Source organism: Williamsia limnetica (genome assembly GCF_003217475.1).
In the GTDB taxonomy this organism is placed as follows: domain Bacteria; phylum Actinomycetota; class Actinomycetes; order Mycobacteriales; family Mycobacteriaceae; genus Williamsia; species Williamsia limnetica.
In genome coordinates, this window is the sequence record NZ_QJSP01000007.1 from 113,204 (window position 1) to 130,457 (window position 17,254).

Annotated in this window: 14 protein-coding genes and 1 tRNA gene; 6 read left to right on the top strand and 9 right to left on the bottom strand. The window is 65.8% G+C overall.

Translation table 11 applies throughout. The features are described from left to right. Positions 1-4: 4 nt before the first annotated feature. Entirely contained in the window at positions 5-880 is an 876-nt protein-coding gene (gene rfbA, locus DFR67_RS13025) for a glucose-1-phosphate thymidylyltransferase RfbA (protein ID WP_110469971.1), read from the bottom strand. 85 nt (positions 881-965) lie between these two features. Here rfbA and rfbB point away from each other — a divergent pair, with 85 nt between their 5' ends. Further along, positions 966-1,970 carry a dTDP-glucose 4,6-dehydratase gene (rfbB, locus tag DFR67_RS13030; RefSeq protein WP_110469972.1) on the top strand — a complete coding sequence of 335 codons (1,005 nt, stop codon included), beginning with the start codon at positions 966-968 and terminating at the stop codon, positions 1,968-1,970. Positions 1,971-2,030: 60 nt separating this feature from the next. Here rfbB and DFR67_RS13035 read toward each other — a convergent pair whose 3' ends face one another. Continuing rightward, positions 2,031-2,963 (bottom strand): NAD-dependent epimerase/dehydratase family protein, encoded by a 933-nt coding sequence (locus DFR67_RS13035; RefSeq protein ID WP_110469973.1) that lies wholly within the window; start codon positions 2,961-2,963, stop codon positions 2,031-2,033. After that, a complete protein-coding gene (locus DFR67_RS13040) occupies positions 2,963-4,990 on the bottom strand; it encodes a DUF6541 family protein (RefSeq protein WP_110469974.1) in 2,028 nt (675 codons plus the stop codon). Before DFR67_RS13040 ends, DFR67_RS13035 begins: the two co-directional genes overlap by 1 nt. A 72-nt stretch (positions 4,991-5,062) precedes the next feature. Between DFR67_RS13040 and DFR67_RS13045 the strand changes: the two genes are divergently transcribed. Then, complete coding sequence (locus DFR67_RS13045) at positions 5,063-5,608, top strand: GNAT family N-acetyltransferase (protein ID WP_110469975.1); 546 nt, start codon at positions 5,063-5,065, stop codon at positions 5,606-5,608. A gap of 5 nt (positions 5,609-5,613) precedes the next feature. Here DFR67_RS13045 and DFR67_RS13050 read toward each other — a convergent pair whose 3' ends face one another. Both DFR67_RS13050 and DFR67_RS13055 read right to left on the bottom strand, forming a co-directional pair. Continuing rightward, on the bottom strand, positions 5,614-6,387 hold the full coding sequence (locus DFR67_RS13050) for a PIG-L family deacetylase (protein WP_110469976.1): 774 nt from the start codon (positions 6,385-6,387) through the stop codon (positions 5,614-5,616). Positions 6,388-6,439: 52 nt separating this feature from the next. After that, the gene (locus DFR67_RS13055; RefSeq protein WP_110469977.1) at positions 6,440-7,870 is read right to left on the bottom strand and encodes an MFS transporter; all 1,431 of its coding nucleotides are present in this window, start codon (positions 7,868-7,870) and stop codon (positions 6,440-6,442) included. Between the two features lie 86 nt (positions 7,871-7,956). Between DFR67_RS13055 and DFR67_RS13060 the strand changes: the two genes are divergently transcribed. Then, complete coding sequence (locus DFR67_RS13060) at positions 7,957-8,466, top strand: winged helix-turn-helix transcriptional regulator (protein ID WP_110469978.1); 510 nt, start codon at positions 7,957-7,959, stop codon at positions 8,464-8,466. A 110-nt stretch (positions 8,467-8,576) separates the two neighbouring features. Here the strand turns inward: DFR67_RS13060 and DFR67_RS13065 are convergent. Next, positions 8,577-8,652, bottom strand: a tRNA-Thr gene (locus DFR67_RS13065). 59 nt (positions 8,653-8,711) lie between these two features. Beyond that, entirely contained in the window at positions 8,712-9,791 is a 1,080-nt protein-coding gene (locus DFR67_RS13070) for a hypothetical protein (RefSeq protein ID WP_110469979.1), read from the bottom strand. Between the two features lie 56 nt (positions 9,792-9,847). Between DFR67_RS13070 and DFR67_RS13075 the strand changes: the two genes are divergently transcribed. Beyond that, entirely contained in the window at positions 9,848-10,276 is a 429-nt protein-coding gene (locus DFR67_RS13075; protein ID WP_110469980.1) for a MarR family winged helix-turn-helix transcriptional regulator, read from the top strand. A 20-nt stretch (positions 10,277-10,296) separates the two neighbouring features. Further along, on the top strand, positions 10,297-11,187 hold the full coding sequence (locus DFR67_RS13080) for a hypothetical protein (RefSeq protein ID WP_110469981.1): 891 nt from the start codon (positions 10,297-10,299) through the stop codon (positions 11,185-11,187). Between the two features lie 89 nt (positions 11,188-11,276). On the opposite strand, the gene DFR67_RS13085 is transcribed toward DFR67_RS13080, so the two are convergent. Then, on the bottom strand, positions 11,277-12,521 hold the full coding sequence (locus tag DFR67_RS13085; RefSeq protein WP_110469982.1) for a DNA polymerase III subunit delta': 1,245 nt from the start codon (positions 12,519-12,521) through the stop codon (positions 11,277-11,279). Between the two features lie 156 nt (positions 12,522-12,677). On the opposite strand from DFR67_RS13085, the gene DFR67_RS13090 reads away from it, so the two are divergent. Further along, positions 12,678-14,132: an adenylate/guanylate cyclase domain-containing protein gene (locus tag DFR67_RS13090; protein ID WP_425451278.1), complete on the top strand. Its 1,455-nt coding sequence runs from the start codon at positions 12,678-12,680 to the stop codon at positions 14,130-14,132. 99 nt (positions 14,133-14,231) lie between these two features. Here the strand turns inward: DFR67_RS13090 and topA are convergent, their stop codons facing one another. Continuing rightward, positions 14,232-17,222 carry a type I DNA topoisomerase gene (topA, locus tag DFR67_RS13095; protein ID WP_110470117.1) on the bottom strand — a complete coding sequence of 997 codons (2,991 nt, stop codon included), beginning with the start codon at positions 17,220-17,222 and terminating at the stop codon, positions 14,232-14,234. Between the last annotated feature and the right edge of the window lie 32 nt (positions 17,223-17,254).

Sequence of the window (17,254 nt, forward strand, 5' to 3'; positions counted from 1 at the left end):
GGTGTCAGTGTTCCTTACCGCGTTCGAGGAGATCGAGAAGGTAGGTGCCGTATCCCGATTTGGTCAGGGCCTGCGCCCGGACGCGGAGCTGGTCATCGTCGATGAAGCCGCGGCGCCATGCCACTTCCTCCGGGACGGCGATCTTGAGTCCTTGGCGTTCTTCGACGGTGCGGACGAAGTTACCTGCATCGAGCAGGGAGTCGAAGGTGCCGGTGTCGAGCCAGGCGGTGCCGCGGGGCAGCACCTCCACCTGCAGCAGGCCCTTGTCCAGATAGGCGCGGTTGACGTCGGTGATCTCGTATTCGCCTCGGGCGCTGGGTTCGAGATTCGCTGCGATCTCGACGACGTTGTTGTCGTAGAAATACAGGCCCGGAACCGCGAAATTGGACTTCGGCTTATCCGGCTTTTCCTGCAAATCGATCGCTGTGCCGTCGCTGTCGAAATCGACCACGCCATAAGCCTCGGGATTGCGTACCCAATAGGCAAATACTGCGCCGCCGACAATGTCGTGGAAACGGCCCAGTTGCGATCCCAGACCCGGGCCATAGAAGATGTTGTCGCCGAGGACCAGGGCCACCGAGTCTGTGCCGATGTGGTCGGCTCCGAGGACAAACGCCTGCGCAAGCCCGTCGGGACTCTCCTGCACCCGGTACGTGAGAGTCAGTCCGAATTGGCTGCCATCGCCGAGTAATGATCGAAAAGACTGTTCGTCGTGCGGCGTGGTGATGATCAGGATCTCGCGAATACCCGCAAGCATCAGGGTCGTGAGCGGGTAGTAGATCATCGGCTTGTCGTACACCGGGACCAATTGTTTGCTGACACCTTGAGTAATCGGATGCAGCCGAGTTCCCGTTCCCCCAGCCAAGATGATTCCACGCATAGGTGACACCCTAAGCCCGGAGCCCGCCACATGACCGACCACGATGACACTGGGTAAGGTTGCGGCAATCGAACAAAGGACTGTCATGCGGGTACTGGTCACCGGTGGAGCCGGGTTCATCGGCGCCAATTTCGTGCACCGAACCATCGCCACCCGCCCGGACGCGCAGGTCCGCGTCCTCGACGCCATGACCTACGCCGCCAACGCAGCGTCCCTGGCCCCCGTCGCCGGCCAGATCGAACTCATCGAAGGTGACATAACCGACACCGCCCTCGTCGACCGCCTCGTCGCCGACACCGACATCGTGGTGCACTTCGCCGCCGAATCCCACAACGACAACTCCCTCGCCGACCCGTCGGCCTTCGTCCACACCAACCTCGTCGGCACCTTCTCCCTCCTCGAAGCCGTCCGCAAACACGACGTCCGCTACCACCACATCAGCACCGACGAGGTCTACGGCGACCTCGCCCTCGACGACCCCGCCCGCTTCACCGAAGCCACCGCCTACAACCCCTCGAGCCCCTACTCGGCCACCAAAGCCGGCAGCGACCTCCTCGTCCGGGCCTGGGTCCGGTCCTTCGGCGTACAAGCCACCATCTCCAACTGCTCCAACAACTACGGCCCCTACCAACACATCGAAAAATTCATCCCCCGCCAGATCACCAACGTCCTGGCCGGCATCCGCCCCAAGCTCTACGGCCACGGCACCAACGTCCGCGACTGGATCCACGTCCACGACCACAACGATGCCGTCTGGACCATCATCGACAAAGGCACCATCGGCGAGACCTACCTCATCGGCGCCGACGGCGAAGTCGACAACCGCACCGTCATCGAAACCATCCTCGAACTCACCGGCCAACCCACAGACGCCTTCGACTTCGTCACCGACCGCCCCGGCCACGACCTGCGCTACGCCATCGACTCACACCGCCTACGCACCGAACTCGGCTGGCAACCCCACTACACCGACTTCCGCAGCGGCCTCGCCGACACCATCGACTGGTACCGCAACAACCCCGACTGGTGGCAACCACTCAAGAACCACGTCGAGAACAAATACTCGACCACAGAAAAGGTGATCAACTAGCCGGCGAGCGGGCCGACACCACCGCCGACCGTCCGGCACCATCGGCGCGGTCGACGGAGGTCAGACAGCGCGGAAGTGGTCAACCGTTCGTCGAACACCTTCGGCGAGAGCTACTTCAGGCCGCCAGCCGAGAATCTCGCCTGCCAGCGACCCGTCGATCGCCGAATCGCGCACGTCGCCGAGTCGCGCCGGCTCGAACGTCGGATCGTCTGCAGCTCCGGCAGATTCGGCAACCAGAGTGTGCAATTCGCGATCGGAGGTCTGTACACCGGTTCCGACATTGAACCGGGTGCCGCCGCCGACCTCACCGGCCGCCAGCACGAACGCGGCGACGACGTCGTCGACGAACACGTAGTCGCGAGTATTGCCGCCGTCCCCGAACAGTGTGGTCGGTGCACCCGCCAGCAATCTACGGGCGAAGATGGCGACCACGCCGGCTTCTCCATGCGGATCCTGGCGTGGCCCATAGACATTCGCCGGCGCGATATGGGAGCAGTCGAGCCCGTAGAGCGAGCGGTACATGTTGAGGTAGACCTCGCCGCTCACCTTCGCCGCAGCGTAGGGACTCATCGGCGCAACCGGAGCCGACTCGGTGACCGGAAGGTGTTCCGGCGAACCGTAGATCGACCCACCGGACGACGTGAACACGATCTTGCGGACACCTGCCAGCCGTGCGGCCTCCGCGAGACGCACCGTACCCAGGACGTTGACCTGGGCGTCGAAGACCGGATCGTCCACTGATGCCCGCACGTCGATCTGGGCCGCGAGATGAAAGACGACCTCGGGTTTCGCCTGCGCCACCACCGCTTCGAGGTCGAGTGCGGTCAGATCGCCCTCGACCACCTCGGCACCCGCGGCGATGGCAGCAGCGAGGTTCTGCCTATTCCCTCGCGAGAAGTCGTCCAGCGCAACGACCTCGTGGCCGTCGGCGAGTAGGCGGTCGACCAGTGTCGATCCGATGAACCCGGCACCGCCGGTGACCATGGTGCGCATCAGTTGCTTCCGTTCCGTACTTCCTCTGTGACCTCGAAGATGGTCACGTCTCCTTGCCGGTAGATCTCACGCAGCCCCGGGGCACCGGCCGCGCGCAGCGTCAAGAACGGGTCCCCGAAGATGCCCTCGGCCAGATTCTGCGGACCGTTCTGGAACCACCAGTAACTCGGCGGACTGTCGAAGACGTAGCGGATCCCGAGGTCGCGCACGGTCTGATCGATGGCGGGGTCGGCACCGATCTTTCCGACGTTCCAGTAGAGGTCGGCCTGGCGTTGGCTGAAATCGTTGGCCCGGTAGAAGGGGAAGAGCGGCGTCAGATCGGCCACCGGATACATCCAGCCGCTGCCCTGGTCGAGGTTGTTGAGGATCACGGTCTCTCGTGCCCCCGGCTGCCGCGCCAGCCACTTGTAGGCGGCAACGTCCTCGAGCCCGATCCGGGCCTCACTCCGGTATTGCGTCGCGATCGAGCTGTTGCCGGCGTACCGGACGGCACCTGCGCCCATGACGAGCAGCAACGCCACCAGCGTCGCGGCGGGGAGCACGAGCGGACTGCGCAGCCGGTCGGTGCGGTCGAGTAGCCGGACCGCCCCGAGCACCAACACCCCGACGCCGATGCCCGCGGCGATCGCGGTGAAGATCGAGACGACGAACGTCAGCCGGTGCGGGGAGTTGTAGAAGTAGCCGCCGAGGGTTCCGAGGACCCGGGAGACCGGACCACCGATCTCGTAGATGGCGTTCGTGGTGGTCACGATGAACACCAGCCATGCTGCGGCGATACCCCAACTCCGCGACCAGATGAGCCACCCGAACCCGATTGCAGCAGGGATCAGGAGGTAGAGCAGTGGGTACTGGTGCTCGAGCAGTTCCGTTCCCTGGAATGTCGCCCGGGTCAGTGCTGTCGCCAGATTCGCCTGGTCGTCGCGGAACTCGAATCCGGCGAGTTCGTTGTTCTCGGAGATCTTGAGGGTGCCGACGATGACCGGACTGATCAGCACCAGCGCGATCGCTCCGGTGACAGCCAGGGTCGCGGCGTCCGCCACGCGTCCACGGACGGGGCTCGGAAGTCGCTGTAGCAGCCACCACAGCCCGACGATGACCGCCACCACCACCAGTCCGGACGGGTGGGTCGCGGCAGTACCCGCGATCGCCAGCGCGGCGGGCAGGATCCGTCGTCGATCACTGATCGCCGTCGCGACGAGCACCGCCGTCACCGGGGCCAGCGAGACCCCGACGGCGTTGGGGACCGAGGTGAAGGCGAGTTCGACATACGGCAACGACGGGAACACCGCGGTGATCGCAGCGCCCACGGCGGCGAAGACGGCCGCCTGGTCCGGTGCCAGTCTGCTCCGGCCCAGCCAGTACGCCATGGCGCCGACGCTGATCGGCAGGGTGAACGCCAGCACCGCCGGCGAATACACGTTGTAGAGCTCGACCGTGTCCGCACCTGTCACCGGGTACAGCAGCGACCCGAGCGCATGCCACGTGTTGGGGTAATAGTTGAAGCCGTGGGTGTCGTAGTTCATCAGCTCACCCATGTGCAGGGCGGACGCGTCACCCGTCTGATGGATCCACTGCAGGGCGTCGGCGTGCCAGAGGGCGTCCCACACCTGTGAGATGTTGTTCAGACCCAGGAACGTGGTGCCCATCAGCCGGCGTATCGAGGTGAGCACGATGATGACCGCGCCGAGCAGCACACCCGCGACCACCATCAGCAGGGCCGGCCTGCCGAGCGGCTGTGCGTCCTCGGCCGGAGGAGTGGGGGCGAGCGCCCCGACCCTGCGGCCGACGATGTCCCACACCCACGCGATCAGCCAGCACACGAGCACCATCAGCAGCGCCGTGAGCAGATTCCACGGAATGCCGACGATGCCGTAGAGAACGGTGAACACCCCGACCATGCCGAAGGTCAACGGCGCTGCGGCCGCCACCGCGACCGGCCACGGCAGGGCCATCCGCCGACCGACGAGTGCACCGGGCACGATCAAGATCACAGCGGTGACCACCGTGACCCACGCGGCCAACAGCATGCAATTCCCATTCGTCGTCTACAGGTTCACGATGAACCTTAAACGAGAGCGCCGCGGCACTACCGTGGGCACATGGACTGGCCGCGCAGTATTCCGACGTTGACCGATGACGTCATCACGCTGCGACCACTCGACACCGGCGACGTCTTGCCGGTCTTGGCAGCCAGCCGGGATCCCGCCACCGCTGAGTTCACCGTCGTACCGCAGCCCTACACCGAGGCGGATGCCCGCGATTTCGTCGAGAGCCGGTCGACGAGGGTGTGGCCGGGGTTCGATCTCGCCATCGTCGATCGCGACGACCAGTTCCTCGGACTGTGTGGGTTGCGCGCCGAAGACGACGACGCGGTGACCAAGGTCGGTTACTCGGTCGCGCCGCAGGCCCGGGGTAGGGGTGTGGCGACCCGCGCGACGCGGCTATTGATCGGGTACTCGTGGCAGATCGGGGCCGTCCGCGTCGGTCTCGATGCGTATTCCACGAACACCGCGTCGCGGGCGGTTGCCCTCCGATGCGGCTTCACCGAGGAAGGGGTGCTGCGATCGGCTGCCGTGGGCAAGAACGGCAAGCGCCACGACCTGGTGGTCCACGGTCTATTACGTACCGATCCCGGGGCGATCTAGCACGCTCACAGTGGCAGTGAGCGCTCCCGGGGTCCGTCGACGCCCCGGACCCGCCTGAACCATTCGAGACCGAACGCCGCGCGCAGTTCGTCCTGCGTCATACCCAAGAAAGGACCGAAGTCACCGATCTGGGTCGCGTGAGCCACCATCGCCGCACGCTTGGCGGTCATGTAGTCGCTGACGTCGACCTCGGTGGTGATGTCGGCGTCCGGTAACCCGATGGTCGACAGATCCAGAGACGCGTCCTCCTCGGTCCACTTCGGGTTGGACCGGATCAACTTCTGCATGTGGTCGCGATTGACCACACTTTCGTAAACGTAAGGAGTGTCGGCGATCTCGGCTGCACGACGCCCGACGTGGTGTACCTGGATGTGATCGGGATGTCCGTAGCCGCCGTTGCTGTCGTAGATCGTCACCACATCGGCGCGCTCCTCGAGGAGTACGTCGGCCAGACGCCGCGCAGCCTCTTCGACATCGATGTTCGTGAAGGCGAGCGGATTTGCGTTCTCCGCTGTCCCTGCCATCCCAGAGTCTGCGTACCCCAACATCACCAGGCGATGTACGCCAAGGATTTTCGCCGACTCCTCGAGTTCGGTTCGACGACGATCCGCCAGCGCCTCACCCTCGTCGAGTATCCCTTCGGGGAACTCCCCCACCGCGCCGTCGGTCGCGGTCACCAACACCACCCGATGACCGGCATCGGCCGCCGCGCGCATCACGCCACCGGTGCTGAACACCTCATCGTCCGGATGCGCATGAAAACTCACCAGAACGCTCATGACCGAACTCCCACCGATTGTTGCGTCGCGACCACGGACGAAGATCCCAAGCCTACCCAGTGGTCATCGGATTCTTCTGCGCGGCGGCGCTCTCGACCGACACAACCCGGGTATGCAGCGCGAGGACTGCCACCCCGCCGATGAGGGAAATGACCGCTGCCACCACGGCTGCGACATTCCAGCCCTCGATCAGGCCGCGTGCGGCGGATCCGGTCCGCGGATGGGTGGCTATCACCGCGACGACGGTGACCCCGATCGCCGACCCGACATAGCGGGCGGTGTTGTTGGCGCCGCTGCCCATTCCGCCGCGACCCGCAGGAACGCTCGCCACCGCTTCTCGTCCGAGCGCGGCGTTGACCACACCGGACGCGATTCCCGCGACGACCAGCCCCGGCAGAAAGCGAACCCAGCCCGAACCCTCGTTGATTCCGGCCAGTCCCAGCAGACCCACCGCAACCCCGATGAGGCCCAGAGACAATTGGACCCGCCCGGATACCCGCGGTGAGATGCGTCGCGCCGCGATGGCGGTCACGACGCTGGTTGCCGACCACGCGAACAGCAACAACGCAGCGCCGACAGCAGAGATCCCCAGAGCTGACCCCAAGAAACCCGACATGAACGACATCAACGCGACGACGCCGGCGCCGGTGACGAAGGCCGCCACCGTTGCCGCCGCGAACGCCGGTGAGCGAAGCAACGACAACTCCAGCATCGAGGTCGCACTCCGGTATTCGACGAACCAGAACAACGCCAACACCACACCCGCGACCACGAACAACACGATGACCGTCGGCTCGGACCATCCCTGTCTGCCCTCGACCAGCGCGGCGAGCAAAGCGCTGATCCCGCCGGCGAACAACACCGCTCCCGGCAGATCGAGGCCTCGGCGGTGCTCCGAACGCGACTCGGGCACCAGCATCTCCGCGGTGACGGCGAGGGCCACCGCGGCGGCGGCCAGCACCCAGTAGGCATCGTGCCAGCTGTGTACCCGTTCGAGCAGCGCGGACAGCAGGGGTCCGATCGCGATACCCGCGCCGACGCTGGCTCCCCAGATGCCGCTCGCGGCCGCACGCGCCGGTCCGGGCGCGTAACTGTGGGCGATGATGCCGAGGCTGGATGCGATCACCGCCGCACCACCGATCCCGACGACAATCCGCGTCAGCACGAAGGCGACCACGTCGGGGATCAGAACCCCCACGATCGATCCGGCTGCGACGACGAGCAGCCCGATCACCAATGTTCGACGGCGCCCGTAGTCGTCTGCGATCGTCCCTGTCGACAGCAGCGCCGCAGTAAGGCCGATGCTCATGGAACTCAAGATCCAGGTGGTGCCCGATACCCCCGCGTCCAGGGATGCCGCAGTGGCGTTGATCGTCGACAGGGGCGTGGTGAACGCGACCAGGACCAGCAGAGTGCCGAGCGCTGAGACGACAAGTGAGCGTCGTGCCTGCACCGCGATGTCCTGAACATCCGAACTGGTCATGGCCGCCCTTTGGTCTGATCACCGAACTATCCAGGAAATCTAGCACATGGTCTGGTGAACAGACCATCGGTGTAGACTTGCCGGTCATGGCACTCGGCACCGATTACGACACGCAGGACTGCTCGCTTGCGCGGGCCCTGGAAATCGTCGGCGAACGCTGGACGATGCTGATCCTGCGCGAGTGCTTTTTCGGGGTCCGCCGTTTCACCGACTTCCAGCAGCGCCTCGACATCTCCAAAGCGGTTCTGACCCAGCGTCTTTCCGACCTCATCGACGCTGGCGTACTCGAGCGGGCGCCCCGGGGAGGCCGCACCGACTATGTATTGACCGAGGCAGGCCTGCAGCTGTGGCCGTCGTTGCACGCGCTGATCCGCTGGGGCGACGGTCGGTCCGATCCGACGCGGCGCCGTCGAATTTTCTCTCACAGTGTCTGCGGCACCGACATCGACGAGTACGGCCGCTGCCCGCGGTGCGCCGCGGTGCCCGGTGCGCCCGAGTTGCTCGTGCGTCCCGGACCAGGGCTCGGACCGGCAACCCGCACGGATCCCATCTCCATGGCCCTACGATCCGAGCGCCCGTTGCTCACCCCGTTCTGACACAGATGCACACGCTTCGGTCATATGCACACGTTGCGACGTGTGCATATGACTGAACGGTGTGCTTTTGCGCGAGTACCAAAAAAGGCCCTCACCATGGAGGGCCTTCGTGGAGCCGCCTGCGAGAATCGAACTCGCGACCTTTTCATTACGAGTGAAGCGCTCTACCGACTGAGCTAAGGCGGCGTGCTGCGCGAGGCAGCGCCCGCCAGTCTATCGAGCACCAACCCGAGCACCAAACCGGCTCACCCGACGGGGCTCCGAGCCGGCACCAAGCCCAGGTCGACGGCCCTGCGGACGAGGTACCAGGCGGCGACGATCTTGGCCGGACGATCTGTCGTCGCGGTGGTCACCTCGAACGCGTTGCGGATCAGTGCCGACCCGATGAACCCCGACCACACCTCGGAGACTTCCACCGTCATCCCCTCGCCCCGGAGACCACGGCAATAGGCATCCACGACCGCGTCGACCACATCGACGCCCATCCCCAGCACCGGACTGTGGCGTCCGAAGACCAACTGGCCCAGGTCATATCCGAGTGCGTGCCGTGGAGTCAATGCGAGATCGATGAGGACCACCGCCGCCCGATCACGAGGGTCGGTGACGACATTGTCGGGCGCGGCGTCCCCGTGCACCGGCGTGTGACGCACCTGGAGGACCTTGCCGAGCACATCGTCCAGATGCTCGCCGACCCAACGCAGGTCATCGCCCAGATCAGTCGGCATCACGTCATCCGCGACGTCACGCAGCGGTCCGCACAGAAGCGGCAGATCACCACACTGCACCCGGTTGCGGGCGATCATCGTCAGAGCGAATGAGTCGTCGAACCGCGCCGACAACGGTGACCCCAGAATGTCCCTGCGCGCGGCCAACGCCCCCAGCAACCGAGCCGCATTGACGAATTCCTCTGCGCCGCGCAAGGTCTGGACGTTTCCGAGGTCTTCCAGCCACATCGACCGCCGATCCGTGCCATGCCACTGCGACGCCAGGAGTTCGACGGTGCGAAGACCCGATGGGCACACCGCCGACACCTCGCGCAACACCTCGGGGTCATCCGACCACGGGAAGTGGTCGATGAACATGGCCTGGGCATCGGGCGGGAGCTGAGCGAGAACCGGCCAATCCCGCGGATGCCGGAGCAACTTCACCACCGCGGTGCCCTGCCCGCGATCCCCGGTCACACGCACCCGCCACAACCCCGCAGTCCCCGGTGCCTGCACATCGAAATCGAGCGGTCGCCCTTCGAGGTTCGAGCAGTCGCCGATCCCGAGTCGGGCTGCAACCATCTGCAGAGTCTGATCGTCCGGTGGTGGCATGTCGATCATGGCGGGCCTCTTGTACGATAATGATAAAGTCACTTGATAATAAAGGTAGTTGACGAATGTCACAAGAGGCAGCAAGCCCGCATCTCGCAGAACTGATGAGCGGCGCGTTCGAACGATTTCGGATCGACCTGCAGTCCCAGATGGGATCGATCGACCCACTACGGGTCTCCCATCTGCGCTTACTCGACTCGATCGACGACCAGGGCACACGCCCCAGCGCGATAGCCGAACGAAGCCGGATCACCCGACAGGGCGTATCCCAGCTGCTCGCTCATCTCGAGGACCACGGTTTCGTCCACTCGATTCGAGACCCCGCGGATCGCCGCGCCACACTCGTCACCCCCACCGCTGCAGGTGCGGCGATGAAGTCCCGCACGGCCACCGCGATGTCCGACGTTCAGGCGCGGTGGCAGCAGCGACTCGGCCGCGATCGCTACAAGGAGTTCACAACCTGCCTGAAAGAGCTGACGACCGCCGATCAGTAGGGTTGCCGTATGGAGATCGGATGACCAAACGCCCGGCACTCGACGACGTCGAGCATGCGGTCGTGGCGCTCTCGACGACCGCGCTCCGTGACCTCGGGATCGAGGTCACAGCCATCGATGACCCCGAGCACGGAGACGTATTCCTGGTCGGTCCCGACGACGAGCGCTACTTCCTGCAGAACCTCGTCGCCGCCTGCCGAAAGCTTCCCGAGAGTGAGTGGTCGGCCCACATCGGGGCGCACTTCGCCAGTCAACTGGAGGGACGCGCCGCCCCGGACGTCGCCGAACTGTCCGAACCCGATCTACTGACCGAAGTGCGCACCCGGCTGCAGCCGGTCGACGTGGCCGTCGACCCGGAACTGCCGATGGCCTACGCACGCCGGTTCACCGACGACCTGGTCACCCATCTGTGCCGCGATCTGCCGACCACCGTCGAGACCCTCACCGATACCAGCCTGCAGGGTCGCGACCTCGACCTGCTCTATCAGGCCGGTCAACGCAACACAGACGCCGAACCCTATGCCACTCAAGACATCCCGATCGACGGCACGCGAGGGATCACCGCCCTGGTCGGCGATTCGTTCTTCATCGCCACCAAAGCGCGGAACATGCGGCGGATCATCGGCACCGAGCTCGGAGAGGCCGAGCACGGCGTCGTGTTCAGCGTCCCGCACCGGCACCTGCTCATGGTCCATCCCGTCACCAACCTCCAGTCCACCCTCGCGGTGAAGGAAATGGTCGGCTTCACGCTCGGACAGGTCGCCGAGGCCCCTGGCGGCAACATCAGCCCGCACACCTACTTCTGGTACGGCGATCGAGTCCAGCAGATCACCCACCTCGACCCCGATGAGAACGCGATCGTCATCGAGAGCCAGGGCATGTTCGGCGACGCCCTCGCCCTGTTCAGCTGACCCGGCCCGACTTCCCAACCCGCGCACGCGTTGGTGCCTCGCGCATCGGTTTGATCAAGTGCGCGACGCACCAGACGATGCGCGAGCCGTCAGTGGCGCAGCGCCAGGCCGATCTCGGCCACCATCGCGTCGACCGCGAACTTGGGCTTGACGTTGAAACCCAGCGCCTCTCGACACTGCAGGACCGCCTCCACGCACGCCAGCAGCTCCTCGGGGCGTGCGTAGCCGGCCATGGCGACGGTCTGCTCCGACATGTCCGGGTGCATCGCGGCCACCGGTGATCCGAAGGACGCCGCCAGCGCGTCGCGGAACAGCGCGGCGAGGTCGACCAGAGCCCGATCGAGCAGGTCGCGACCTGTCCGCGTCTCCCTGGATTTCTGACGCCGCTCGAGTTCTTTGAGGATGCCCGCCGACCCACGGAGCGCCCCGGCCGCACCCTTGCCGGTACCTCCGGCACCCAGGGAGGTCCGCATCTCCTCGGTCTCGGCTTCGTCGAGTCGTGCGCTGATCGCCTTCGCCGCATCGGTGGCGGTCTTGACCAACGCCTCGGCGGCCGCGTATGCCGTGGCATCCCGGGTGGCGGCTCGCGCGATCCCCAGGGCCTGCTTACGTTGCTCCCGCGATTCCTCATCCGTGGCCAGGCGTCGCGCGCGGCCGACATGGCCGCCGCAGACCGAGGCCGCCCAACGGGCCATCTCAGGGTCGATGCCGTCATTGCCGACCAGGACGTCGGCGATCGCAGAGACCGAGGGCATCGTCAGTGCCACATGGCGGCATCGCGACCGCAGGGTCACCGCGATGTCCTCGGGGTCCACACTCGGCGCACACAAGAGGAACACGGTCCGTGGAGGTGGCTCCTCGACCGCCTTGAGCAAAGCGTTGGCCGCGCCCTCGGTCAGCCGGTCGGCATCTTCGATGACCACGACCTGCCAACGCCCCACGCTGGGGCGGCGGGCGGCCGTCTGTACGACTGCGCGCATCTCCTTGACCGAGATGGACAGCCCTTGCGGCACGATTCGTCGTACATCGGAGTGCGTGCCGGCCATCACCGTGGTGCAGGCGTGGCAGCGGCCGCATCCGGGAGTATCTGCCACCTCGCACTGCAGGGCTGCCGCGAAACACTGGGCCGCCACCGAACGCCCCGAGCCGGGCGGGCCGGTGAACAGCCAGGCGTGCGTCATCGCCGAGGAGCCGTGCCTGGGGCCGTCGTCGGGCGGCCCGCCGTGAGCCTCCAGATCACGCGAGGCGGCCAAATGAGCTGCGGCGACGGACGCGACTGTGAGTTCTCCCACCACATCCGGCTGGCCGACCAGTCGATCGAACACTGTTGTCACAGGTCAAGCCTATCTGCACGCTCGGACAGCCGTGTTTAACTCTTGCAAGCAGGCAGCTACCGTATTCACGTGGTCGAGAGACAGTCGCAACTACAGCGCGCATGGCACTTGTTGCGCTGGCTGGTGCGCACTCCATGGCCGGTACTGGCTCTGGACATGCTCCGCGCGAACGTGGCCGGGGCGCTCTTCACCTTCGCCTTCCTCCGTTTCGGCCTGCCCGCGCAGACTTCGGTCAGCCTGTCGGAGATCAGCGGGGTCGGACAGCTCATCTTCGTGCTGTACCTGATCATCGCAGGCATCGTGAGCGCTTACGCCACCATCCGGCTCTCGCTACCGGTGCTGGTCTGGCATCGCCGACGATCACGCCTGGACAACGAGAGCGCGCGGCGCCGGGCCCTGAGATTGCCGCTGCTGCTGATGATCGTCCACGGCGCCCTCTGGCTGGTCGGCGGCGCAGTGTTCTCGCTGTTGAGCCTGTCCCAGTCGGGCCGTACCGCCCTGGTCGTCGCGCTGGGATCGTTCGTCGGCGCGCTCGTGACGTCCGTCCTCGGGTACATGCAGTCCGAGAAGGTGCTGCGGCCGATCACGGTGGCGGCGATGGCCAACAATCCGGAGGACGCGACCGCACCCAGCGTCACCCAACGCATCATCCTGTTCTGGGTGATCAGCGTGGCCGCGCCGCTGGCCGTGATCATCGCCCTGGTCGTCGGGCAGCAGATCGGCGTCATCGACACAGATGCCGCCGGACTACAGCGCCCCATCCTGTGGATGGCGGGTGCTGCGTTGGCGTTCGGATCGATCGGGCTGATCCGGTTGGTCTCGGCCATCGCCGATCCCATCAAACAACTCCGGCTGGCGCAGCACGAGGTGCGCGAGGGCAACCTCGACACCTCCGTCCGCATCTACGACGGCAGTGATCTGGGCCTGCTGCAGGCCGGGTTCAACGAGATGGTCGCCGACGTGCGCGAACGTCAACAGCTGCGCAACCTGTTCGGCCGCTATGTGGGTGAGGACGTGGCCCGTCGAGCCATCGAGATCGGCACCGAACTCGGCGGTGAGGAACGCTACGTCGGGGTGCTGTTCGTCGACATCGTCGGCTCGACACGCCTCGCCGTCAACCGACCGCCGCGCGACGTGGTGAACCTGCTCAACGAGTTCTTCCGGGTGATCGTCGACGTGGTCGGCAGGCACGGCGGCTTCGTCAACAAGTTCCAGGGCGACGCGGCGCTCGCCATCTTCGGTGCCCCACTCGACCAGAAGGACTTCGCGGGGCAGGCCCTCGCCGCCGCGCGAACGCTGCGTCAAGAACTCGACGCCGCACTCGGCGACACCGACGTCGGCATCGGGGTATCGGCGGGCAAGGCCATCGCCGGCCATATCGGGTCGCAACAGCGCCTCGAATACACCGTCATCGGCGACCCGGTCAACGAGGCGGCCCGGCTGACCGACCTGGCCAAGTTCGAGCCGAGCCGCGTGCTCGGATCGGCCCGCGCGGTGTACCTGGCATCATCCGAAGAAGCTGCGCACTGGGACATCGGTGAAGGCATCGAGCTACGGGGCCGGGGCATCGAGACCCGACTGGCCAGACCGAACTACGAGGTCGAGGTCTGACGGGCGGACCCCGTCGCACACCCAGTCGTTGCAGGCAAAACCGCGTGTTGCTGCACCTGGTTCTGCCTGCTCGGGCTGGGTTTGTAGACCGCCGGTGACCTAGTCGGTCGACTTCTTCGGCGGGCTCTTCCTCGCGGCCGTCTTCTTGGCAGTCGTCTTCTTGGCGGCGGCCTTCTTCGCAGGAGCCTTCTTGGCCGCGGTCTTCTTGGCAGCCGCTTTCTTCGCCGGAGCCTTCTTCGCTGCCTTCTTCGCCGACTTCTTGGCGGGACCACGAGCACGCCGGTCCGCGAGCAACTCCGACGCACGTTCGTCGGTGATCGACGCGACGTCGTCATCCTTGCGGAGGCTGGCGTTGGTCTCGCCGTCGGTGACGTACGGACCGAAGCGGCCGTCCTTGATGACCATCGGCGCTTCCGAGACCGGGTCCTTGCCCAGCTCCCGCAGCGGCGGTGCAGCGGCCGCGCGACCGCGACGCTTGGGCTCGGAGTAGATCTTGAGCGCTTCTTCGAGGGTGATGTCGAAGATCTGATCCTCGCTGGTCAGCGACCGGGAGTCGGTGCCGCGCTTGAGGTACGGACCGTACCGGCCGTTCTGGGCGGTGATCTCCTGGCCCTCGGCGTCCTGGCCGACGATCCGGGGCAGCGACAGCAGCTTCAGCGCATCCTCGAGGGTGACCGAACCGATCTCCATCGACTTGAACAACGACCCCGTGCGCGGCTTCGGTCCTGCCTTCTTGGCAGCCTTCTTCGCGGTCTTCTTGGCCGTTGCCTTCTTGGTCGCCGTCGCGGTTCCACCGCCGCCGGAGGGAGCGTCCAGCGGGGTCGCACCGTCGTCGAGCGGGGTGGGCGCCGGAGGCGGGGCGAGTGCTGGCGACGACGCGTCGTCGTCACCATCGTCTTCGGGATCAGGCAGGATTTCGGTCACGTACGGACCGAAACGGCCTTCCTTGGCCACGATCTCGTTGCCCGAGAGCGGGTCGACACCGAGGGTTCGGCCTTCCTGCGGGGTGCTGAAGAGCTTCTCGGCGAGTTCGAGCGTCAGCTCGTCCGGGGTGATGTCGTCGGGCAGATTGGCGCGTTGCGACTCGGGCTCGCCGCCGCCCTCAGGGGTGACGGTGCGTTCGAGGTACGGCCCGAACCGGCCGACGCGTACGTACACGGGCCTGCCCTGATCGTCGTCGAACAGGCGGATCGAGTTGACCGTGCGCGCGTCGATCTCTTCGAGATTGATGCCGACCAGCTTCTTCAGACCGGTCGCGGCCTGCCCCTCGGCACCTTCTTGCCCGAAGTAGAACTGCGTCAGCCAGTTGGTGCGATTCTCCGCACCGCTGGCGATCTGGTCGAGATCGTCTTCCAGCGACGCGGTGAAGTCGTAGTCGACGAGCCGTTTGAAGTAGGCCTCGAGCAGGCCGACGACGGCGAACGCGATCCAGGACGGCACGAGCGCCGACCCCTTCTTGTGCACGTATCCGCGGTCTTGGATGGTGCCGATGATCGACGCGTACGTCGACGGGCGTCCGATCCCCAGCTCCTCCAGCGTCTTGACCAGCGATGCCTCGGTGTACCGGGCAGGCGGGTTGGTGGTGTGCCCGTCAGGACGTAGTTCGGTGGCCGTGAGTGCCTGGCCCTGGACGAGGTTCGGGAGGCGACTCTCGGCGTCGTCGGCGGTGCCACCGGCCTGCTCGTCGACGGTCTCGACGTACGCGGACAAAAATCCGGGGAACGTGATGGTACGACCGGAGGCGGCGAAGGTGCAGGTCTCCCCCGTCCGTGCGTTTCCGGTGATCCGCAAACTCATCGTGGTGCCCCGGGCGTCGGCCATCTGCGAGGCGACGGTCCGCTGCCAGATCAGCTCATAGAGCCGGAACTCGTCGGTCTGCAGTGCAGACGCGACCTCACCCGGGGTCCGGAACGACTCACCGGCCGGCCGGATGGCCTCGTGGGCCTCCTGAGCGTTCTTGACCTTGCGGGTGTACTGCCGCGGCGTCGGATGGACGAAGTTCGCGCCATAGAGATCACGGGCCTGGTTACGGGCCGCCGTGATGGCCGACTCCGACAGCGTCGTCGAGTCGGTACGCATGTAGGTGATGTAACCGTTTTCGTACAGCCGCTGCGCGACCCTCATCGTCCGGTCAGAGGTGAACCGCAATTTGCGGCCTGCCTCCTGCTGCAGCGTGGAGGTCATGAATGGGGCATACGGCTTGCGGGTGTACGGCTTTTCTTCGACCGAGGACACCGACATGGAAGCGCCTTGCAGGCCTCCGGCCAGGGCGACCGCGCGGTTCTCGTCGAGGATGACCACGCCGTCGGCCTTCTTCAGGCCGCCGACCGAGTCGAAGTCGCGGCCACTGGCCACGCGGTCGCCGTCGACGCTGACCAGGCGGGCACCGAAGCTGCGCGGTGTCGCCTCTGCGCCGGCGTCCAGTGTTGCTGCGATGTCCCAGTAGCTCGCCGACCGGAACGCCATCCGCTCGCGTTCGCGCTCGACGATGATGCGGGTGGCCACCGACTGCACACGGCCGGCCGACAGCTTCGGCATGACCTTTTTCCACAGGACGGGCGACACCTCGTACCCGTACAAGCGGTCGAGGATGCGGCGCGTCTCCTGGGCGTCGACGAGGTCTTCGTCGAGGTCCCGGGGGTCTTCTGCCGCTGCCCGGATCGCCGATTCGGTGATCTCGTGGAACACCATCCGCTTGACCGGGATCTTGGGTTTGAGGGTGTCGAGCAGGTGCCACGCGATGGCTTCACCCTCGCGGTCACCGTCTGTCGCCAGGTAGAGCTCGTCGACGTCTTTGAGCAGCGCCTTGAGCTCGGTCACCGTGGACTTCTTGTCCGGCGACACCACGTAGAGCGGTTCGAAGTTCTCGTCGACGTTGACGCCGAGTCTCGCCCACGCCTGCCCCTTGTATTTGGCGGGCACGTCCGCGGCGCCGCGCGGCAGGTCACGGATGTGACCGCGCGATGACTCCACGATGTAGTTGGGACCGAGATATGTGGAGATCTTGCGGGCCTTGGTCGGGGACTCCACGATCACGAGCCGGCGCACGACACCACCTGTCTTGCCGGCTGTAGTACCTGAATCCGCCACCGTCTTTGCCTGCACCTTTCCATGGGTCTTAT